Here is a 20,389-nt window from a genome sequence, read left to right on the forward strand (position 1 = left end):
CGGGTGGCAACTACGCTTGCACGGGCGAAAGCCCGACCCGTTAGTTTTTGCGGAAAAAGTCGTTATACAGCATGTACAGATGTGCCGCGCTCCAGGAGAAGTTAGGTGCGCCTTGCTGCGCGCCGGTCAGCGGGTTGTAGTTTTCCTGAATTGGGCCATCGGACGTTAACCCCTTCGCATGCTTAAAGAAGGTTTCCGCCAGAGTTTGTGCCTGTTCACGGTAGCCATAGCGTTCCATCCCTTTTAATCCGAACCAGAACTGGTCGACCCAGACGCGGCCACGCCAGTAGATATCCGGGCCAAACGCCGGGTTGGTCAACGCGGCCGTGCCGAGCGGCACGTATGTGTTGAACTCTTGCGGATCCAGCATCACCTTCACCACGGCGTCAGCATGTTCCTGCGTTGCTGCACCATTAAACAACGGCGACCAGCCTTCCGGCCCCTTACCGCGTTCGACGATAGGTTTGCCCGCGCAGCCGTTCTCCAGCGGCTTATCCTCAATGCGAATGTCGTAGTAAAAACCGCTTTTCGCATCGAACATACAGGTATTGATATAGGTCGCGAGCTTATCCGCCAGCTGGCGATAGTGGCTGGCTTCCTGCTCTTTCCCAAGCAGGCTCGCCATTTGCGCCAGATAGTGATTGTCGCTGTACATATAGCTCGCCTGGTCGACGGACTCCTGCAGTAACGAATAGCCCAGCAAGTTGCCCTCTTTGCTGCGGTTTTCCGCGAATTTTACCGTCCAGTCGCTGCGTTTCCCGCCGTTTTCGACGTATTTATCCAGCTGTGCTTTATCAATAAACCCGAACACGGCGGCATCGTCACGTCCGGATTCCCACGAGGCGGCAACCTGCGCCGGGATCTCCAGACTGTCATAATGCCCTTTGTCGATCACCCTGGCGTAGTTGTTCAGACCAGAGAGTGATTCCGTGTTATCGCCTTTCTTAACGGTAAACAGCATTTCACCGTCAGGGGTGTTATGGGCTTTGTCACGTGTCGCACCGTACTCCGGCACGCCGTTGCCGTTATGGTCCCGGTTACGTAGCCACCAGTCATGATAGGCAACCAGTTTTGGATACATCTCTGCCAGCCAGGCCTTATCGTGCGTGGTGTTGTAGACCTCCATCACTGACCAGGCCGCCAGGCTCGGTTTGGTATTGCGCTCGTTCCAGTTGCCTCCGTCACCACCGCGTTCCGGGCTCAGGTTCCAGGCGATAAGATCTGGTACAAAACCGGCATCCTGCGGGCGCAGAGGATCGTCGGCTTTGATTTGCCACGAGAAGACCGCGCGGATGTTCTCTTTGGCGATATCCGGGTTGAAATGCGACATTGCAAACGCCTGTTTCCAGGTATCCCACGGCCAGGTCTGGTTACCGGAGAACCAGCGTCCGGTTACGGATGGTGTTACCGTGTTGTAACGTACCGCGCCGCCAGGCGAGCGCCAGTTACCGTTCAGCGTTTCAATCGCTTTCACCGCCACGCGGGTTTGTTCCGGTGTTGCATTCGGGTTGGTTAGCCCTTTCTGCAGATAGCCCTCCCAGCGTTGTTGTGAGGCGGCAATGTAGGAGGCGGGACGCGCCAGGATATCGCGGATTTGCGGCTGTTCGCGTTTGACCTCATCTGCATTCAGCAAATGTGAATAGGTGGTATACAGCGTGGTGCTGCCTGTAATGTGCGCCCGGCTGGTAAAACGATGCCCGTCGACCGTGGTTTCGACGGGTAATGATTTATGCACCTGATATTCAGAACTGCCGGAGGTCAGCAGATCCCACGTCGAACGCACTTTGCCAAAGGTGACCTTCAGGCCATCGCGGGTGGTGACAATTTTGCGCTGATAATCGGGAAATGCTCCGTCGATGGTTTTATCCGAAAGCGGTTTACCTTCTTTGGCCTCCAGCTTTTCCAGCAGTTCGCCGTCCCACACCAGATCGAGCGGAGTCTTGCTGGTGATACGGGTTTCCAGCAGTGACGTGCGGGAGGAGGCAAAGCGTAACGTCATCTCTATTTGTACATCTTTCGCGCTCAGTTTCTGCACCAGCGCACCGGGAACACTCCAGGCCTCAAGGGTGAAATCCACTTTTTTGCCGTTCTGGTACACGCTCAGGCGGTCAAAATTGGTCGCCATAAAGTTGATGTACTCTTCGGTAAGTAGCGCTACGCCGGGAAACCCTCCCTGAGTGTGTGGCCCGTCTGGCAGCAGATGACCATGCCAGGCACCCAAATCGAAAAAGGGATTAAAGCGCTGGTGGTCGTCATAGTCGAAATCGTGCATATACTCCGGCGCACCGGTGCGGTTGACGACGTTTTTAAAGTCGTTTGCGGTTGCCGCATGGGCCGAAAAACTCAGCGCCAGAGCACAGGCCAGTGGCGTAAGTGTGGATGTAAATTTCATGGTGGAAGATCCCTTTTTTACCAGTAGAAGTATTGCATCAGGAAGACCTGGTCACTGGGGTCGCCGGAGGCATTTTTCATGTAGAAGCGGCTGTCGGCAGCAGTGGCAAAGCGTCCACCGCCGTACTCGTACCAGATACCAAACTGCATAAACGACGTGGTTTCATCGGTGGCATTGTCCGGACGATGCTTTGCATAGCTGTAGGCGGTGGAGAGATACACGCCTTTTAACGCCTCAATCATGGCGCTGAGCATATAGCCGGTTTCGGTGCCGGAGACATGCTGGCCTCTGGCGCGTCCGGTATGATGCCAGGCGCGTGCGGCCAGGTTTGGTGACAAAACACCGGTTAAAAAGAGCTGGCCGGTACCATCGGTGACTTCAAGGCCGTTCATCCAGGTGACACCTTTCACAATGTCATACTGGATATAGCCATTCGCCATTGCCGGATAAGTGTACTTATCGTCATAGCGATCGTATTTGCCAAAGTGCAGCCATGCCTTGCTCTCGTCATGGTGCCCGGCAGGCGTGGCGGTGATGCTATAGCGCAGGTCGCCGGAGAGATTTTGCACCTTGAGCGCGTACATAATGTCGCGGGTATTGGGGATCACATAACCCAGGTCGGGGGTGAAATCCCCCCACCATTGCAGGTCATCCAGGGAGGAATCCTGCCGCAGACTGAGCATGATCTCGGTACTGTTATCGGTTTTATAACCGCCGTAAAAGCGGTTGAGCCCGCCTTCAAAACCGCCCCAGCTGTGGTCAGGCACCCAGGCGTTACCCTGATGGTCAGCCTGAACGGTCCAGCCTTCACCGTAAATCAGGCCGAACCAGCTCCCCTGTTTCATCTCCAGACCGCCCTCAATATAGGTGCCGTCGCTGTATTTATGTTTATCTTTACCTTCTAAATCCATATATCCGCCGACACCCAGTTCGCCATAAAAACGGAATGACGAAGAGGTGATTTCCGGCGTTTTGGTATCGTCGTGTTCGGCAGGTCGTGCCTCCTCTGCGGCAAATGACGGGCAGCAAAAAGAGAGGGCAGCGAGTGCCCCAAATGTTTTTACTTTAATTTTCATGCACTCATCCCAATGAGAAAAAATCCATGCCTTCAGTGTTAGTTAATATTCGAGGCCGGTGATGCTTCAATTTCTTGTTGTTCTTTTGATAATCCTTTTACGTATTTGCTGTATTTCCACCAGGCAAATCCGAGGAATAAAACAATGCCGCCGACGTTATAGAAAATAATCGTCAGAATATTGCCACCGGTCGGGAAGGTTGAGGCCACAAAACCGATGGTAAAAATCACAATCAGCATCGATACCACTACCATGCCCGTGGTGCGTGAGCCCATTTTGAAATCGCGTGGCAGATGATCGAGCTTACGGCGCAGGTTCAGGTACGCCAGCATGATGAACAGCGGCGGCAGCATTGATGCGGCGGCGGTCATGTTGATGACGGTGTTCATCAGTTCCTGCGCGGTATTCGACCCCATTGTCGGGATAATCATTAACGGGATCACAATCAGATACTGGATCCACGCCGCGCGTGCCGGTACGCCGTTTTCGTTCAGCGCCACGGTTTTGGGGCCAAAAATGCCGGTCGGGATTTCAGAGAAGAAAATTTTGACCGGGGTTGCCGTCCACATCAGCAGGGAGCCGAACATCGCGGTAAAGGAAACCAGCCCGACAAAGCGGTTCATCAGCACTTCCGGCAGGCCAAACCATACCGCCAGACCGTGGAACACCTGCACCGAGCCGCCGGTAAATTTCAGCTCTTTGCTGCTGATAAAGACGTTAATCAGCACCGAGGAGATGGAGTACAGTACGCCGATGAATATCCCCGCCAGAATGATCACTTTAACGAAGGATTTGGAGCCGCCCTTAACGTCATTGACGTATACCGCAACGGATTCCGCACCACCGGCAGCCATAAATATCCAGGTGGTAATACCGAGGAATGCCCAGTTGAAGTTCGGGATCATCGCATCCACGGTGATAGGGTCGGCAGGCTGAACGCCACCCATCAGAGCCGCGCCCGCCAGCAGAATATAAGAGAGGGTCAGCAATAGCATCAGCGTGGAGGTGACGGAGGTAATCGGCCCCAGCATTTTCGCCCCGTTGGTAGACACCCAGGTGGAGAAGGCGAACAGCACCATACTCAGTACTGTGGTGGCAAACGGCGTAAGAATGTACTCATAACCCAAAAAGGCGTAAGAGGCGTAGGCGATGACGCGCGGTAATAACGAGGTAAAGAAGAACAGGTTAACAAACCAGTAGGTATAGGCGGTAATAAACGCCCAGCGTCCACCCAGCGAACTTTTCACCCAGGCGTAAACCCCGGCTTCGGAGTTTTTATTCAGTGAAACAAACTCTGCAATGATTAAGCAGAACGGAATGAAATAGAACAGGGTGGCTAAAAAGAACATCGGCGCTGAGGCGAGGCCCAGCTCGATATTGTTGTTGATGACGTTATTAAAACTAAACACGGCGGCAAACGTCAGCGACAGCAGGCCGAATTTGCCGATGGTATTACGCTTAGTGACTTCAGACATAACATATCTCCGGGTACGAGGAGGATAGCGGTGCTTCATTGGCACCGCTGGCTTTTTTATTTGTTATGAAAATAACCGTCTTCGATGGTCACATTGAGGACGACTTTTTTTGCAGGCGTATCACTGATGAAGCGATACGCCTCGTGGTTCTCACAAATGACGATTTGCCCCTCGCGCACCTGTTCGGTGTGACCCACACCTTTCAGGTATTCGCGGTCGGTTTCATCGCGATAACACGCCACAAGCTGAAGGGTTTCTTTTGCGGCGAATTCAATTTTTTGCATTCCCTGCAGGTAGTAATGCACCTCGAAGTAGCGGCGATGGCCGACGAACAATGCGTCGGTACTGGCATCACCGGTCACACGGTAGGCCAGCGAGTCGCCAATCGAGTGGGCAACGCCGGGCTGGATATTGTCGATGTTGTTTATGGCCTCTACGCAGCGCTGCCACTTGCGGCCCGTGCGATAAAGCTGCTGGAACTGTTCCAGGCTGTCGAGAACGATCATTTGTCTGCCTCGCTGTGCGAATTCATGGAGAAGAAACCGGTGCCAAACTGATGGTGCGCCAGCGCCTGCGAGGCGGCTTGTCCACCGTCCAGTGGGAGCAGGGTGAACCCGTAGCGGAACGGTCTGAACCAGACGCGCCAGGAGTCGAGCACTTCGCTTCCCCAGGAGTTGGAGCCTAAACCCAGTACCTGATGGTCAAGGTTGAGGGTAATGTCATCGCAACGATGCAGTTCATTGCAGTGCTGTGCCGCGTGGATGTTCTCTGCCGTGTAGTGCCATGCGCTAAAGTGGATTGGTTGCTCAGGCACCACCAGAAGTCCGCTGCCGTGACGGTTGGCAAGCGTTGCCCAGCGCACCTGCTGGCGGTTGCCGTTGTTCTGCGGGAAGGGGTAATTTTCGAACATCTTATCCACCGTGGTGTGCCACAGATCGATGGTGCTGGCCTGCTGGCTGTCGGGGTAGTTTTCCCCTGGCCCGCGTCCGTAGTAGCTCACCTGGTCAAATTCGCCGTTGATGCCGAGCGTAAAGCCGATGCACGGAATGATGTGCGGGTAATCGCCGTAGCGTTCACCGCTCAGCGCAACGTTGATTTGCCCGTCGGCGGTGATGCGCCAGCGATAGGTGCAGCGCATTCCAAAATCAAACACCGGCGGGGCAATCAGCGTGCGGGTGGTAATGACAACCGCGTCGTCATGCTGCTCAACGTCGAAACTACGCAGATGCTCCTGCATGATCTGCAGATGGTTGGGTTGCCACAGCCCTTCATACTCCTGCTTGTGGTTATCAATCATCGGCTTGAAGAAGTTAATCTTCGGTTCGCGGGTAATCTTTTCCTCGCCGTTAACCTGCCAGACACTGAGTTTTCCCGTTACTTTAGAGAAGATCGCGCGGAAGTTATGCCCGGTCACGGTGTAACTCAGGCGGTCTTCTTCCCGTTTCAGCGGCGTGGCGTTGGTGTTGATCAGCGGCGTCGCATGCGCAGTGCGCGCTTTTAACGGGAACTGGTACACCGCAATGTTGTGTCCCGCTTCGCTATAGCGGGTACGGCTATTTTTGCTGACGCGCACGGTCAGGAACGCTTCGCGCTCATCGAGTTCAGGCAAGTCCAGGCTCACGCTGCGCGAACTGTCTGGTGCCAGCCCGGTCACAACCAGCGGCTGGCTGTGCAGCGTTTCACCTTCAGCACGCACTTCGGCAAGCAGGGTGTAATCATCCAGCGTGGTGAACCAGAAGCGGTTTTCAATGTTCAGCTCACCGTTCTGCCAGCGCAGTTTGACCGGAGCGATAACCTGTTTGTATTCGCGCAGTCCCGGGCCTGGCGTTTGATCGGAGTAAATGAGTCCGTCGAGACAGAAGTTGTAGTTATTCGGGTAATCGCCAAAGTCGCCGCCGTAGGCGTAATACGTGTTACCGCTGGCATCAGCCGTCTGAATGCCGTGGTCACACCACTCCCAGACATAGTGACCCTGAATGCAGTCGTGGCGGTCGAATACGTTCTGATACTCGGTTAACCCGCCGGGGCCGTTACCCATTGCATGGGCGTATTCGCAGATAATGCGCGGTTTGGCATGCGGATATTCACCGAATAAATTCATCAGCGGCACGCGGGTATACATGGTGGAGATGATATCCACCACCTCAGCGTCGCGATCTTCTTCGTAGTGCAGCAGGCGCGTGTCATCCAGCGCTTTTGCCGCCCGGGCCATCGCGCGGATATTGCAGCCGTAGCCAGACTCATTTCCGAGCGACCAGATGATGATTGACGGGTGGTTTTTCTGCGCATGAATGTGGCGTTCGATACGCTCAACGTAGACATGTTCCCACACCGGATCGTCGGTGATGCGGCTCAGGTCACCGACGTTGGCAAAACCGTGAGACTCCACATCTGTTTCCGCCATCACGAACAGGCCGTAGATGTCGCACAGTTCATAAAAGCGTGGGTCGTTCGGGTAGTGGGCGGTACGAACCGAATTAATGTTGTGTTGCTTCATCAGGATCAGATCGCGCTCAACGCGATCCATTCCCACGGCCCGGCCTTTCTGATGATCGTTATCGTGACGGTTAACGCCGTGCAGCTTCAGGTAGTGGTTATTGATGTAAAACAGGCCGTCACGCACCTTGATGTCACGAAAACCGATACGCTGTGGGATCACTTCCAGCGTCTGTCCGTGCTCATCTTTTAATGTTATGACCAGGTGGTAGAGATACGGTGATTCTGCAGACCACTGCTGCGGCTGCCTGACCTCCATGCTAAAGGATGTCTCACCGCTGCGGCCGATGGTCAGGCTGCCGGTCACGCCCTGATGGAGCACCGTCTCACCGTCATAGAGGGTATAGTCCAGCGATACGCTGGCAGGTTGCGGAGCAAGATTTTCCAGCTCAAGCTGGCAGAAGAGAGTGGCGTTCTGGTACGCCTCGTCGAAGGTAGTTTTGACCGTCACATCACGCACGTGGGTCGGTTTTTTACCTACCAGATAGACGTCGCGGAAAATGCCCGCTGTCCACCACATGTCCTGGTCTTCAATATAGGTGGAATCTGCCCACTGCATGACCCGCACGCACAGCAGGTTTTGCCCGCCATGAACCGCGTCACTGATATCAAACTCAGCGGTCAGTCGGCTACCCTTGCTAAAGCCAATGTAGCGGCCATTCACGTAGACTTCGAAGTAGGTTTCGACACCGTCAAATTTGATAATGGTCTGCTTGCCTTGCCAGTTGTCTGACAGGGTGAACCAGCGCTGATATGCCCCGGTTGGGTTATCCGTTGGTACCCACGGTACATCTACCGGGAAGGGGAAGCCTTCATCGGTATACTGCAGCTGGCCGTGGCCTTCCATTTGCCACATACCGGGCACGGTAATATCACCCCAGTCCGCCATGTAGTGTGAGGTGAAGTTTTCGGGCACCAGCAGTGGATGAGTGAAAAAGCGAAAATTCCACTGGCCGCTTAATGACAGAAAGTGGCTACTGGCTTCGCGGGCAAATGTGCGAGCCTGGGCAACGGTATCGTAAGCGAAGAAGTACGCACGCGGCGGGAGCCGGTTCTCGTGCGTGAGTTGAATATTTTCCCAGCGATTCATGTGATCTCCCTGTGGGGTAAAACATCATTGCTGAGTATTTTAGTAAAAATTTTACTAAATAAAATCAGTAAAGCCGATTTGCTTTAACCCGATCACGAAATAAAAAAATGCCGGGCGTGCCCGGCAAACTGTTTGAAGGGAGAGAATTAGCGTGTAGTGCCGCGCAGTTTCAGTACGCTCGGTACGAAAACCTGCAGCGGCAGCGCCCGGCCATCGCGGGATTTTTCCAGCAACAGGTTAACGCCCTGGCTGCCCATCATTTCAGAGTGAATACGCACGGTGGAGAGTGGCGGGAAGGTGAAGCGAGCGGTCGGGATATCGTTCACGCTAATCAGCGAGATATCCTCCGGGATCGCCAGCCCTTTCTCATGGATGGCGCGCAATACGCCGATGGCAATGGAGTCGGAGGCCACAAACAGCGCGGAGGGCCAGGTTTTCTGTGACAGCATCATTGTTGCCAGCCCGTAGCCGGAGGAGCTGGAAAAACCACCGCGCCAGATGTCCTGTTCCGATACGACCCCTTTCAGGCGGCCATATTCCACAAAGGCAACTTCACGGATATCGGCTTTGCCTGGTTCATCTTCACCACCGATAAAACCAATGCGCTTAACACCCTGAGCAATAAAGAAATCGATGATCTGTTTGCTGATGCGTGAGAGGTCGATATCTACGGCATCGTACTCGCTGCCCGGTTCGTGAAAGTCGATAAAGCAGACGTTGTCAGTCAACGCGGTTGCCGCACTCCGGATGGCCGGGGACGGTTTGCCGACAATCAACACGCCGGTGAGCTTTTTAATGTCTGGCAGAGTGGCAAAGGCATAGCAGTTACTTAGCTCAACACCCAGTTTTTCACACTGCGTCTCGATACCGTGGCGGATGGCAAGGTAGTACGGGTCGTTAATTTCCAGCTCTTGCTGGTAGCTGTACAGCGCCAGGATATGTTGCTGACCGGTGGTACCTGCCTGCATTTTTCGGGATGTGCTGCTCTTGTACTCCAGCTTCTCGGCAATCTCCAGAATGCGGTGTTTGGTCTCTTCTTTTACATTCAGTGTTGGGTCGTCATTGAGAACCCGGGACACCGTTGCCAGTGAGACGCCAGCCTCCGTCGCAATGTCTTTGAGCGTTGCCATGTTTTTCCTTATTCCCCACGTTTTATCCCATTGTAAAGGATGCGTTCGGACATGCATCTGTTTTTAGTAAATTTCCCGGCGGTTGCCTTGGGCAAATGGTGTGCTAGTATTTAGTAAAATTTTACTAAGGAGTGATAATGGAAACGATAGCCTACGATGACTTTGCAAAGCTGGAGATCCGTGTAGGGACGATTGTGGACGTCAAACGCCACGCTAATGCCGACAAGCTCTATATCGCGCAGATAGAGGTGGGTGGTAAAACGCTGCAAACCGTCACCAGCCTGGTACCCTATTACCGGGAAGAGGAGTTGATGGGGAAAACCGTGGTGGTGTTATGCAATCTGGCCAAGGCCAAAATGCGCGGCGAAACCTCCGAATGCATGCTGCTCTGTGCTGAAACCGATGATGCCAGTGAAAGCGTATTGTTAACGCCGGAGCGGGTGATGCCGGCTGGTGTGCGGGTGGTATAAAAAAAGCCGGGTGAGGGCTACGCCTTACCCGGCCTGCAAAACGACAGTTCCGGTGTTACATAATGCTCAATGCTTGCTCAACCACGTTCTCAACGGTAAAGCCAAAATACGGGAACAGTTTATCGGCAGGAGCCGATTCACCGTAACCCCGCATCCCGACAATCGCGCCTTTCAGCCCGACATATTTATACCAGTAGTCGGCAATACCGGCCTCAACCGCCACGCGAGCCGCGACGTTTGCGGGTAAAACCGATTCACGGTAGGCCTCGTCCTGGGCGTCAAAAATATCGGTTGAAGGCAGGGAAACCACGCGCACGGTGTGACCTTCGGCGGTCAGTTTCTCCGCCGCTTTCACCGTGATTTCCACTTCAGAACCGGTGGCAATCAGAATGACGTCCGGTTTGCCGCCGCTGTCTTTCAGGATGTACCCGCCACGGGCGATGTTTTTGACCTGCTCCGGCGTGCGTTCCATCTGCGTCAGGTTCTGACGCGACAGGATCAGCGCCGTTGGCCCGCTGTGGCGCTCAACCGCCAGTTTCCAGCCCACTGCCGCTTCGACCTGATCGCACGGACGCCAGGTGCTGAAATTAGGCGTCAGACGCAGGCTTGCCAGCTGCTCGACCGCCTGGTGCGTCGGGCCATCTTCGCCCAGACCAATCGAATCGTGGGTGTAGACCATAATTTGCCGCGCTTTCATTAACGCCGCCATACGCGCTGCGTTACGGGCATACTCCACAAACATCAGGAAGGTGGCGGTATAAGGTACAAAACCACCGTGGTGGGCGATGCCATTGGCAATGGCGGTCATCCCAAACTCACGCACGCCGTAATGGATATAATTCCCGGCACTATTTTCCGTCAGGGATTTCGAGCCAGACCAGATAGTCAGGTTGCTGGGAGCCAGATCCGCCGAACCGCCCAGCAGTTCGGGCAGAATTGGTCCGATGGCGTTCAGCGTGTTTTGTGACGCCTTACGGGTGGCAATTTTTGCCGGGCTGGACTGCAGATTTTCAATCAGCGCCTGGGTTTTCGCTGCCCAGTCCTCCGGCAACCCTCCGCTCATGCGGCGGGAAAATTCGGCGGCCAAATCCGGGTGTGCTTTTTTGTAGGCGGCAAATTTCTCGTTCCAGGCGTGCTGAACCTTTTCACCTTCTTCACGGGCATCCCACGCTCTGTAGATCTCTTTTGGGATCTCAAAAGCGGGATATTTCCAGCCCAGTTTCAGCCGGGTCAGCGCCACTTCCTCTTCACCCAGCGCTGCGCCGTGCGCTTCTTCTTTACCCGCCTTGTTCGGTGAGCCGAAACCAATTACCGTGCGGCAGATAATCAGCGACGGTTTGTCCTTCACGCTTTGTGCCTCAAGAATCGCTTTTTTCACCGCGTCAGGATCGTGACCATCAATGTCATGCACCACGTGCCAGTGATACGCCTCAAACCGTTTTGCTGTATCGTCGGTAAACCAGCCTTCGGTTTCCCCGTCGATGGAGATGCCATTGTGATCGTAAAAACCGATCAGCTTGCCCAGCCCCAGCGTGCCCGCAAGAGAACATACCTCGTGCGAAATCCCCTCCATCAGACAGCCGTCGCCCATAAACACGTACGTGTAGTGATCGACAATGTCGTGCCCTGGCTGGTTGAACTGTGCGCCCAGCGTGCGTTCGGCAATCGCCATTCCAACCGCATTCGCTAACCCCTGGCCGAGCGGTCCGGTGGTCGTTTCAACGCCCGGTGTATAGCCGATCTCCGGGTGGCCTGGTGTTTTCGAATGTAGCTGGCGGAAGTTTTTTAGCTCTTCAAGAGGAAGGTCATAACCGGACAGGTGTAGCAGGCTGTAGAGCAGCATTGACGCGTGACCATTGGAGAGAATAAAACGGTCACGGTCGTACCAGGTGGGATCGTTCGGGTTGTGCTTCAGAAAGTCGTTCCACAACACTTCGGCAATATCTGCCATGCCCATCGGTGCGCCAGGATGGCCGGAATTGGCTTTTTGCACGGCATCCATGCTGAGGGCGCGAATGGCATTGGCAAGCTCTTTACGGGACATAGTTCACTCCGTGGCAAGGTTAAAGTTTGGCGGCGAGAAGATCTTCCAGTTTGCGCTGGTCGACGGCGAACAGGCGGATGCCTTCCGCCAGTTTATCCACGGCCATCGCGTCCTGATTGTGCTCCCAGCGGAACTCCGCTTCGGTCATGGCTTTGGGTTTCGGGAGCACGGTTGAGGAGGGCACCAGCTTGCGCACCACCGTCTCTTCTTTTTCCTGCAACTCTTTGAGCAGGTTAGGGGAGATAGTCAGGCGGTCACAGCCTGCCAGCGCCAGGATTTGCTCGGTACGACGGAAGCTGGCTCCCATTACGATGGTGTTATAGCGGTGCAGTTTGAAGTAGTCGTAGATATTGCGAACCGATTTTACGCCGGGGTCTTCATCCACCACATACGGATCCATCGGCTGTTTAGCCTGATACCAGTCGTAGATACGTCCGACAAAAGGTGAGACGAGGAACACGCCCGCTTCCGCGCAGGCGCGAGCCTGAGCAAACGAGAACAGCAGCGTCAGGTTGCAGTGGATACCCTCTTTTTCCAGGATTTCTGCGGCGCGAATTCCTTCCCAGGTTGAGGCGAGCTTAATCAGAATGCGTGACTTATCAATACCCTGCTCCTGGTAGAGTTCGACAAGATGACGGGCTTTGCTGATGCTCTTTTCTTTATCAAAGGAGAGGCGAGCATCGACTTCAGTCGACACGCGTCCCGGAATGCTTTTCAGAATTTCGGTACCGAAATTAACGGCCAGTTTGTCGCTGGCCTCGATGACCTTCTGCTCCTGTGTTTTCCCGCGCTGTTTACCGTAGGCAATGGCGTCATCAATCAGATGACTAAAATGAGCAAGCCCTGCCGCTTTGAGCAGCAGCGAGGGATTCGTGGTCGCATCTTCAGGCTGATAGTGACGAATCGACTCAATATCGCCGCTGTCGGCGACCACGGTGGTGAATTGTTTGATGCCATCTAGTTGGTTCATAAGTAATTACTCCATGGAAATAAAAGACTTACCCGAGTGCGTTAGTTCACACTTCTGAAAAATGCATGATGGACTTAACAAAAAAAGCATAGCAGACGGGGGAGGCATTGCGCCCTGAGACGGGTAACATGCCAGTTATAAATTGATAACAATTTTTGTGCTGCAATGGTGAGAGTTTGGCGGCCTTCAAAGTTTGTGAGGCTGCCTGCGGCGATACTATGTGGCACCCCAGGGTGTGGCATCAGGATCGTAAACATCACCCTTTTTGACCGAAACGTGAAAGGAATAACAAGATGGATGAGCAGTTGAAGCAAAGTGCCCTCGATTTTCACGAGTTTCCTGTCCCGGGCAAAATTCAGGTTTCCCCAACTAAACCGCTGGCAACCCAGCGCGATCTGGCGCTGGCCTATTCGCCAGGCGTGGCAGCACCTTGCCTTGAAATCGAAAAAGATCCGCTGGCAGCCTACAAATACACCGCGCGCGGCAACCTGGTGGCGGTTATTTCTAACGGCACGGCGGTGCTGGGCTTAGGTAACATCGGCGCACTGGCCGGTAAGCCGGTTATGGAAGGGAAGGGCGTTCTGTTCAAAAAATTCGCCGGTATTGACGTGTTTGATATCGAGGTGGATGAGCTCAATCCCGACAAATTCATCGACGTGGTGGCCGCTCTGGAGCCAACGTTTGGTGGTATTAACCTCGAAGACATCAAAGCGCCGGAATGTTTTTACATTGAGCAGAAACTGCGTGAACGTATGAACATTCCCGTGTTCCATGATGACCAGCACGGTACGGCGATTATCAGCACGGCGGCCATTCTGAACGGCCTGCGGGTGGTGGAGAAAAATCTCTCTGACGTGCGCATGGTGGTGTCCGGTGCGGGTGCGGCGGCTATCGCCTGTATGAACCTGCTGGTGGCGCTTGGGATGCAGAAACACAATATTGTGGTCTGTGACTCCAAAGGCGTTATTTATAAAGGCCGCGAGCCGAACATGGCGGAAACCAAAGCGGCCTACGCGGTGGAAGACGACGGCAAGCGTACGCTGGACGACGTGATTGACGGCGCGGACATCTTCCTCGGCTGTTCTGGCCCGAAAGTGTTGACTCAGTCAATGGTGCAGAAAATGGCGCGTGCGCCAATGATTCTGGCACTGGCTAACCCTGAACCGGAAATTCTGCCGCCGCTGGCTAAAGCGGTGCGTGAAGATGCCATTATCTGTACTGGTCGTTCGGACTACCCGAACCAGGTGAACAACGTGCTCTGCTTCCCGTTCATCTTCCGCGGTGCGCTGGACGTTGGTGCGACGGCTATCAACGAAGAGATGAAGCTGGCAGCCGTTCGTGCTATTGCTGAACTGGCCCACGCCGAGCAGAGCGAAGTGGTCGCCTCGGCGTATGGCGATCAGGATCTGAGCTTCGGCCCGGATTACATCATTCCAAAACCGTTCGACCCGCGTCTGATCGTAAAAATTGCGCCAGCGGTCGCTAAAGCGGCGATGGATTCCGGCGTGGCAACACGTCCAATTCAGGATTTCGACGCCTACGTCGATAAGCTCACCGAGTTTGTCTACAAAACCAACCTGTTTATGAAGCCGATCTTCTCTCAGGCACGTACCGACGCGAAGCGTGTGGTACTGGCAGAAGGGGAAGAGGCGCGTGTGCTGCATGCCACTCAGGAGCTGATTACTCTGGGGCTGGCGAAGCCGATCCTGATTGGTCGTCCGAGCGTCATCGAGATGCGTATCCAGAAGCTGGGGCTGCAAATCAAGCCGGGCGTTGATTTTGAGATCGTGAACAACGAATCCGATCCACGCTTCAAAGAGTACTGGAGTGAGTACTACACCATCATGAAACGCCGCGGGATCACCCAGGAGCAGGCTCAGCGGGCTGTGATCAGCAACACTACGGTGATCGGCGCGATCATGGTTCACCGCGGTGAAGCGGATGCCCTGATCTGCGGTACCGTTGGTGACTATCACGAACATTTCAGCGTGGTGCAGGAGATCTTCGGCTATCGCGAAGGTGTGCATACCGCCGGGGCGATGAACGCGCTGCTGCTGCCAAGCGGTAACACCTTTATTGCTGATACCTACGTTAACGACGATCCCTCACCGGAAGAGCTGGCGGAGATCACCGTGATGGCGGCGGAAACTGTGCGTCGCTTTGGTATCGAGCCGAAAGTGGCGTTGCTGTCGCACTCGAACTTTGGTTCATCTAAATCACCGGCGGCCTGCAAAATGCGTCAGACGCTGGAGCTGGTGCGTGAGCGTGCGCCGGAGCTGATGATTGACGGTGAGATGCACGGCGATGCTGCGCTGGTAGAAAGCATTCGTAATGAACGTATGCCGGACAGCCCGCTGCGAGGCTCAGCGAACGTGCTGATTATGCCGAACGTGGAAGCCGCGCGTATCAGCTATAATCTGCTGCGCGTTTCCAGCTCTGAAGGGGTCACCGTTGGGCCGGTACTGATGGGTGTGGCAAAACCGGTTCACGTGTTAACGCCGATTGCTTCCGTGCGCCGTATCGTGAACATGGTGGCACTGGCAGTGGTTGAGGCGCAGACGCAGCCGCTGTAACTTCGTTACCCCTCTCCCCAAAGGGGTGAGGGGTAACGTGTGTTTAAACCCAGTCCCGAACCTTTATAAACTCACTTAAGGCAGCTTCCGGGCTGCCTTCTTTTGGCTCGAAATTATACTCCCAGCGTACCAGCGGCGGCATCGACATCAGAATCGATTCCGTGCGTCCGCCCGTTTGCAGGCCGAATAACGTGCCGCGATCCCACACCAGATTGAACTCGACATAGCGTCCGCGACGGTAGAGCTGGAACTCGCGCTCACGTACGCCGTAGTCGGTGTTTTTACGGCGCTCGACGACAGGCAGATAAGCGTCGGTATACCCCTGACCTACTGCCTGCATAAAGCGGAATGCGGTATCAAAATCCGGCGTATTCAGATCGTCAAAGAACAGCCCGCCAATACCACGTTGCTCGTCACGGTGCTTCAAATAGAAATAATCATCGCACCACTTTTTATATTTTGGGTAAACGTCTTCACCAAACGGCAGACAGAGGTCGCGCGCGGTGGTGTGCCAGTGTACGGCGTCCTCTTCAAAGCCATAGTAGGGTGTTAAGTCAAAACCACCACCAAACCACCACACCGGATCGGCTCCCGGTTTTTCCGCAATGAAAAAGCGCACGTTGGCGTGGCTGGTCGGGACAAACGGGTTATGCGGATGTACGACCAGAGAAACGCCCATCGCTTCGAAACTGCGGCCTGCCAGCTCAGGACGGTGCGCCGTGGCGGAGGCGGGCATGGCATCGCCGTGAACGTGGGAGAAATTGACCCCTGCCTGCTCAAAGATGCCGCCGTTACGCAGCACGCGGCTACGTCCGCCACCACCTGCTTCACGCTGCCAGTTATCTTCCTGGAATTCAGCGCCGTCTGCGGCGGCCAGTTTCTGGCAAATCTCATCCTGCAACTGCAGCAGGAATGTTTTGACCAGTTGTGCATTGGGTTTCATCAACGTTTCCTGGAGTGCGCTTTCTGGTTATCGAACCAGTTGAAATAACTGATTATCCCGGAGGCGATGGCGTTGGCGATCTTCTGGCGAAATGCCGTGGTACCGAGCAGACGCTCTTCTTCCGGGTTAGTAATAAAAGAAGTTTCGACCAGCACCGACGGAATCGACGGCGATTTCAGTACCACAAACGCGGCCTGTTCGGTGCCTTTACTGTGCAGTCGGTGCACTGGCTTAATTTTCTTCAGAATGTGCGAACCGAGCGTCAGGCTGTTTTTAATGGTGTCCGTCTGAACGAGGTCAAACAGTACCTGTTGTAACAGGTGATCTTTATCAGTGGCTTTTTTCCCGGCCACTTCATCTGCCCGGTTTTCGCGATCGGAGAGATATTTTGCCATCGCGCTACTGGCCCCGCGGTTGGAGAGTGCAAACACCGATGCACCCGCCGCCGATGGGTTGGTAAAGCCGTCTGCGTGAATCGACATAAACAGGTCTGCACCGTGCTGGTGGGCTATTTCCACGCGGTCATACAGCGGAATGAAGGTGTCGCCAGAGCGTGTCAGACGGGCGTCAATGCCGTTGCTGCGTAAAATTGCGCGCACATTTTTTGCAATTGCCAGTACGACATGTTTTTCTTTAGCGCCGTTTTTGCCAATCGCACCGGTATCAATGCCGCCGTGGCCCGGATCGAGCATGACAACGCGCTTCGCACCGGGTTTTTTCGCCTTCGGTTTGCTGTGTCCATTACTGGTTTTAAGCGTGCTCTCTTCTTTTGCCTGAGCCTGCTTTGCGATGCCTGTTAACGTTAAGGCCGCCAGCCCCGCTTTGAGAACCTGACGACGCGATGTGAGTGCTTTTAATGGTTTGAATGTGCTCATGCGGCCTGAATTGAAAAAATTGGGATCCTGGTGTTATATCGTATCTCGATTAACGTTACGACAATCCTTACCTGGGAATTGTTTTACTTTTCATTTCAATACGTGACAAAGTGACATTATGCCAAATTTTGGCGAGATTTTCCCCGATTATTGGATAAACGTGGCGTTCGCGTCATAATCACTGTTTTTAAACCCGAAAAGGCGGTTAATACCATGGAGATACGCGTTTTTCGCCAGGAAGATTTCGAAGAGGTGATCACCCTTTGGGAGCGCTGCGATCTGCTGCGTCCGTGGAACGACCCGGAAATGGACATCGAGCGTAAGGTGAATCACGACGTCAGTCTGTTCCTGGTTGCGGAAGTCAACGGTGAGGTGGTCGGTACCGTGATGGGTGGTTATGACGGTCATCGTGGCTCGGCCTATTATCTGGGCGTCCACCCGGAATACCGAGGGCGCGGTATCGCCAATGCGCTGCTCAATCGTCTGGAAAAGAAACTGATTGCCCGTGGTTGCCCGAAAATTCAGATCATGGTGCGGGAAGATAACGATGTGGTGCTGGGTATGTATGAACGCCTGGGCTATGAGCATTCTGACGTGCTGAGCCTGGGCAAGCGTTTGATCGAAGATGAAGAATACTGATATCCATCCGGCAGACTATGACGCGCAGGGGCGTGTCAGGCTGCCTTTTTTATTCTGGTGCGTGCTGCTGTTGCAGGCACGAACCTGGGTGTTGTTTGTGATGGCGGGGGCGTCGCGCGGGCAGGGTGATACATTACTGACGCTCTTCTATCCCGATCACAATGCGTTCTGGTGGGGGTTATTGCCGGGTGTGCCTGCGGTACTGGCATTTTTGTGCAGCGGGCGACGGCATATGATCCCCCGTCTGTGGGGGGCGCTGCGTGGGTTGCTTATTCTCGCGCAAATTGCGCTGCTGTGCTGGCAGCCCGTGCTCTGGCTGTCCGGCGAACCCCTCACGGGAATGGGTATTGCGCTGGTGGTGGCGGATATTGTGGCGCTGATGTGGCTACTCACTAACCCGCGTCTGCGCGCCTGTTTTACACCAGAGTCAGATTAAGCGGCACTTTTTGTCGATGTCGTACTCCAACAAGCGTTGATTTAACAAGAAAGGACGTTTCAATGAAATCGCTGCGTTTACTTTTATGCGCTCTTCCGCTGGCATTAACCGGCTGTTCAACGCTTTCGTCGATCAACTGGTCGGCGGCTTATCCGTGGAACTGGTTTGGCTCTTCAATGGAAGTGACCGAGCAGGGTGTGGGTAAAATTACCGCCACGACGGCGCTGGATCAGGACGCCATACAGGATGCCCTGAGCAGCGACTACCGTCTGCGAAGCGGCATGAAAACCGAAAATGGCAACATCGTGCGCTATTTCGAAGCGATGAAGGGCGACAAGCTGGCGCTGGTGATTAACGGTGACAAAGGCATGGTAAACCGCATTGCGGTACTGGATGAAAATATCCCGACGGCAGGCGGCGTGAAAGTGGGCACACCGTTTAGCGATCTCTATAAACAGGCCTTCGGCAACTGCACCAGTGCCCCTTCTGACAACAAGGTTGCGGTGGAATGTAAGGCCGAAGGTAGTCAGCATATCAGCTACCTTTTCACCGGAACCTGGAGCGGCCCGGAAGGGTTGATGCCGTCTGACGATACGCTGAAGAACTGGAAAATCAGTAAAATTATCTGGAAGCAGTAATTTGCGCCTGAGCAAGCCGCCTTGTTGAAATCAGGGTATAATGACCGCCATCAATGCCACGTTGTCGTGGCATCTTTATTTCAGGAGGAGCGATGTCTCAGGTTCAGAGTGGCATTTTGCCAGAACATTGCCGCGCGGCGATTTGGATTGAAGCCAATGTCAAAGGGGACGTGGATGCCCTGCGTGCGGCCAGTAAAGTGTTTATTGATAAACTGGCTTCCTTCCAGGCCAAATTCCCTGACGCCCAACTGGGGGCCGTTGTTGCCTTTGGCAAAACTGTCTGGCACCAGCTGAGCGGTGGTGAAGGGGCGGAAGAGCTGAAAGATTTTATCCCTTACGGGAAAGGTCTGGCTCCGGCAACCCAGTACGACGTGCTGATCCATATTCTCTCTTTGCGTCATGACGTGAACTTCTCTGTTGCTCAGGCGGCGGTTGCAGCCTTTGGCGACAGCATTGAGGTGCAGGAAGAGGTCCACGGCTTCCGTTGGGTAGAAGAGCGCGATCTGAGCGGTTTCGTCGACGGGACTGAAAACCCGGCAGGTATTGAGACACGCCGTGAAGTGGCGGTTATTAAAGACGGTGTGGATGCGGGCGGCAGCTACGTGTTCGTCCAGCGCTGGGAGCACAACCTCAATCAGCTTAACCGCATGAGCGTGCACGACCAGGAGATGATGATCGGCCGAACCAAAGAAGCCAACGAAGAGATCGACGGCGACGAGCGTCCGGCAACCTCTCACCTGACCCGCGTTGACCTCAAGGAAAACGGCAAAGGGCTGAAGATTGTCCGCCAGAGCCTGCCGTATGGCACGGCAAGCGGTACTCATGGCCTCTATTTCTGCGCCTACTGCGCGCGTCTGTATAACATTGAACAACAGCTGCTGAGCATGTTCGGTGATACCGACGGCAAGCGTGATGCGATGCTGCGCTTCACCAAACCGGTGACCGGTGGTTACTACTTCGCTCCGTCCGTTGAGCGTCTGCTGACGCTGTAATTGCCTTTCTCCCTCTCCCGGTGGGTTGAGGGATCCCCACAAATTACAGGTTGGCACAGAATACCCCCTCTCCCTTGAGGGAGAGGGCTGGGGTGAGGGGGAACATAAAGCAGTAGTGGTTATTCCGTTCACTTTATGTTGATTGCTACT

General features: G+C 54.4%; 16 protein-coding genes. 6 read left to right on the top strand and 10 right to left on the bottom strand.

What is annotated here, in order from left to right:
* Positions 1 to 40: 40 nt before the first annotated feature.
* The 6 genes from ygjK to ebgR form a co-directional block, all read right to left on the bottom strand.
* The gene (gene ygjK / locus ACHHZ6_RS13335; protein WP_395122350.1) at positions 41 to 2,392 is read right to left on the bottom strand and encodes an alpha-glucosidase; all 2,352 of its coding nucleotides are present in this window, start codon (positions 2,390 to 2,392) and stop codon (positions 41 to 43) included.
* A 17-nt stretch (positions 2,393 to 2,409) separates the two neighbouring features.
* Complete coding sequence (ygjJ, locus tag ACHHZ6_RS13340) at positions 2,410 to 3,468, bottom strand: protein YgjJ (RefSeq protein WP_395122352.1); 1,059 nt, start codon at positions 3,466 to 3,468, stop codon at positions 2,410 to 2,412.
* A 38-nt stretch (positions 3,469 to 3,506) separates the two neighbouring features.
* Positions 3,507 to 4,943 (bottom strand): amino acid permease, encoded by a 1,437-nt coding sequence (locus ACHHZ6_RS13345; protein WP_182272224.1) that lies wholly within the window; start codon positions 4,941 to 4,943, stop codon positions 3,507 to 3,509.
* Positions 4,944 to 4,999: 56 nt separating this feature from the next.
* Positions 5,000 to 5,449 (bottom strand): beta-galactosidase subunit beta, encoded by a 450-nt coding sequence (locus ACHHZ6_RS13350; RefSeq protein WP_182918749.1) that lies wholly within the window; start codon positions 5,447 to 5,449, stop codon positions 5,000 to 5,002.
* Positions 5,446 to 8,529, bottom strand: coding sequence for a beta-galactosidase subunit alpha (gene ebgA / locus ACHHZ6_RS13355; RefSeq protein WP_395122354.1), 3,084 nt, complete (start codon positions 8,527 to 8,529; stop codon positions 5,446 to 5,448). The genes ACHHZ6_RS13350 and ebgA overlap by 4 nt, the downstream gene beginning before the upstream one ends.
* Before the next feature lie 146 nt (positions 8,530 to 8,675).
* A complete protein-coding gene (gene ebgR / locus ACHHZ6_RS13360; RefSeq protein WP_182272221.1) occupies positions 8,676 to 9,659 on the bottom strand; it encodes a transcriptional regulator EbgR in 984 nt (327 codons plus the stop codon).
* A gap of 137 nt (positions 9,660 to 9,796) precedes the next feature.
* On the opposite strand from ebgR, the gene ACHHZ6_RS13365 reads away from it, so the two are divergent.
* The gene (locus tag ACHHZ6_RS13365; RefSeq protein ID WP_182272220.1) at positions 9,797 to 10,129 is read left to right on the top strand and encodes a tRNA-binding protein; all 333 of its coding nucleotides are present in this window, start codon (positions 9,797 to 9,799) and stop codon (positions 10,127 to 10,129) included.
* Between the two features lie 55 nt (positions 10,130 to 10,184).
* Here the strand turns inward: ACHHZ6_RS13365 and tkt are convergent, their stop codons facing one another.
* Positions 10,185 to 12,173, bottom strand: coding sequence for a transketolase (tkt, locus tag ACHHZ6_RS13370; RefSeq protein ID WP_182918746.1), 1,989 nt, complete (start codon positions 12,171 to 12,173; stop codon positions 10,185 to 10,187).
* 19 nt (positions 12,174 to 12,192) lie between these two features.
* On the bottom strand, positions 12,193 to 13,143 hold the full coding sequence (gene tal, locus ACHHZ6_RS13375; protein WP_182918745.1) for a transaldolase: 951 nt from the start codon (positions 13,141 to 13,143) through the stop codon (positions 12,193 to 12,195).
* A gap of 293 nt (positions 13,144 to 13,436) precedes the next feature.
* Here tal and maeB point away from each other — a divergent pair, with 293 nt between their 5' ends.
* Positions 13,437 to 15,716 (top strand): NADP-dependent oxaloacetate-decarboxylating malate dehydrogenase, encoded by a 2,280-nt coding sequence (gene maeB, locus ACHHZ6_RS13380; protein ID WP_182918744.1) that lies wholly within the window; start codon positions 13,437 to 13,439, stop codon positions 15,714 to 15,716.
* A gap of 43 nt (positions 15,717 to 15,759) precedes the next feature.
* Here maeB and hemF read toward each other — a convergent pair whose 3' ends face one another.
* Positions 15,760 to 16,659 carry an oxygen-dependent coproporphyrinogen oxidase gene (gene hemF, locus ACHHZ6_RS13385; protein ID WP_196390321.1) on the bottom strand — a complete coding sequence of 300 codons (900 nt, stop codon included), beginning with the start codon at positions 16,657 to 16,659 and terminating at the stop codon, positions 15,760 to 15,762.
* The gene (amiA, locus tag ACHHZ6_RS13390) at positions 16,659 to 17,534 is read right to left on the bottom strand and encodes an N-acetylmuramoyl-L-alanine amidase AmiA (protein ID WP_182918742.1); all 876 of its coding nucleotides are present in this window, start codon (positions 17,532 to 17,534) and stop codon (positions 16,659 to 16,661) included. Before amiA ends, hemF begins: the two co-directional genes overlap by 1 nt.
* Before the next feature lie 213 nt (positions 17,535 to 17,747).
* On the opposite strand from amiA, the gene ACHHZ6_RS13395 reads away from it, so the two are divergent.
* The 4 genes from ACHHZ6_RS13395 (at position 17,748) to ACHHZ6_RS13410 (ending at position 20,239) form a co-directional block, all read left to right on the top strand.
* On the top strand, positions 17,748 to 18,173 hold the full coding sequence (locus ACHHZ6_RS13395; protein WP_023308738.1) for a GNAT family acetyltransferase: 426 nt from the start codon (positions 17,748 to 17,750) through the stop codon (positions 18,171 to 18,173).
* Complete coding sequence (locus tag ACHHZ6_RS13400) at positions 18,160 to 18,609, top strand: DUF2919 domain-containing protein (RefSeq protein WP_182272214.1); 450 nt, start codon at positions 18,160 to 18,162, stop codon at positions 18,607 to 18,609. Before ACHHZ6_RS13395 ends, ACHHZ6_RS13400 begins: the two co-directional genes overlap by 14 nt.
* Positions 18,610 to 18,671: 62 nt before the next feature.
* Positions 18,672 to 19,247, top strand: a complete 576-nt coding sequence (locus ACHHZ6_RS13405) for an RpoE-regulated lipoprotein (RefSeq protein ID WP_182272213.1) — start codon at positions 18,672 to 18,674, stop codon at positions 19,245 to 19,247.
* 92 nt (positions 19,248 to 19,339) lie between these two features.
* The gene (locus ACHHZ6_RS13410) at positions 19,340 to 20,239 is read left to right on the top strand and encodes a Dyp-type peroxidase (protein WP_395122358.1); all 900 of its coding nucleotides are present in this window, start codon (positions 19,340 to 19,342) and stop codon (positions 20,237 to 20,239) included.
* Positions 20,240 to 20,389: the final 150 nt, after the last annotated feature.

Source organism: Enterobacter cloacae complex sp. 2024EL-00214, assembly GCF_043945575.1.
Taxonomy (GTDB): domain Bacteria; phylum Pseudomonadota; class Gammaproteobacteria; order Enterobacterales; family Enterobacteriaceae; genus Enterobacter; species Enterobacter cloacae_P.

Excerpts from the sequence above, each read along its gene's own strand:
- ACHHZ6_RS13365 (WP_182272220.1), top strand. The coding sequence starts at position 9,797 with ATGGAAACGATAGCCTACGATGACTTTGCAAAGCTGGAGATCCGTGTA.
- ACHHZ6_RS13345 (WP_182272224.1), bottom strand. The coding sequence starts at position 4,943 with ATGTCTGAAGTCACTAAGCGTAATACCATCGGCAAATTCGGCCTGCTG.
- ACHHZ6_RS13410 (WP_395122358.1), top strand. The coding sequence starts at position 19,340 with ATGTCTCAGGTTCAGAGTGGCATTTTGCCAGAACATTGCCGCGCGGCG.
- ACHHZ6_RS13400 (WP_182272214.1), top strand. The coding sequence starts at position 18,160 with ATGAAGAATACTGATATCCATCCGGCAGACTATGACGCGCAGGGGCGT.
- ygjJ (WP_395122352.1), bottom strand. The coding sequence starts at position 3,468 with ATGAAAATTAAAGTAAAAACATTTGGGGCACTCGCTGCCCTCTCTTTT.
- ygjK (WP_395122350.1), bottom strand. The coding sequence starts at position 2,392 with ATGAAATTTACATCCACACTTACGCCACTGGCCTGTGCTCTGGCGCTG.
- hemF (WP_196390321.1), bottom strand. The coding sequence starts at position 16,659 with ATGAAACCCAATGCACAACTGGTCAAAACATTCCTGCTGCAGTTGCAG.
- ACHHZ6_RS13395 (WP_023308738.1), top strand. The coding sequence starts at position 17,748 with ATGGAGATACGCGTTTTTCGCCAGGAAGATTTCGAAGAGGTGATCACC.
- ebgA (WP_395122354.1), bottom strand. The coding sequence starts at position 8,529 with ATGAATCGCTGGGAAAATATTCAACTCACGCACGAGAACCGGCTCCCG.
- ACHHZ6_RS13350 (WP_182918749.1), bottom strand. The coding sequence starts at position 5,449 with ATGATCGTTCTCGACAGCCTGGAACAGTTCCAGCAGCTTTATCGCACG.
- amiA (WP_182918742.1), bottom strand. The coding sequence starts at position 17,534 with ATGAGCACATTCAAACCATTAAAAGCACTCACATCGCGTCGTCAGGTT.
- ebgR (WP_182272221.1), bottom strand. The coding sequence starts at position 9,659 with ATGGCAACGCTCAAAGACATTGCGACGGAGGCTGGCGTCTCACTGGCA.
- tkt (WP_182918746.1), bottom strand. The coding sequence starts at position 12,173 with ATGTCCCGTAAAGAGCTTGCCAATGCCATTCGCGCCCTCAGCATGGAT.
- ACHHZ6_RS13405 (WP_182272213.1), top strand. The coding sequence starts at position 18,672 with ATGAAATCGCTGCGTTTACTTTTATGCGCTCTTCCGCTGGCATTAACC.
- tal (WP_182918745.1), bottom strand. The coding sequence starts at position 13,143 with ATGAACCAACTAGATGGCATCAAACAATTCACCACCGTGGTCGCCGAC.
- maeB (WP_182918744.1), top strand. The coding sequence starts at position 13,437 with ATGGATGAGCAGTTGAAGCAAAGTGCCCTCGATTTTCACGAGTTTCCT.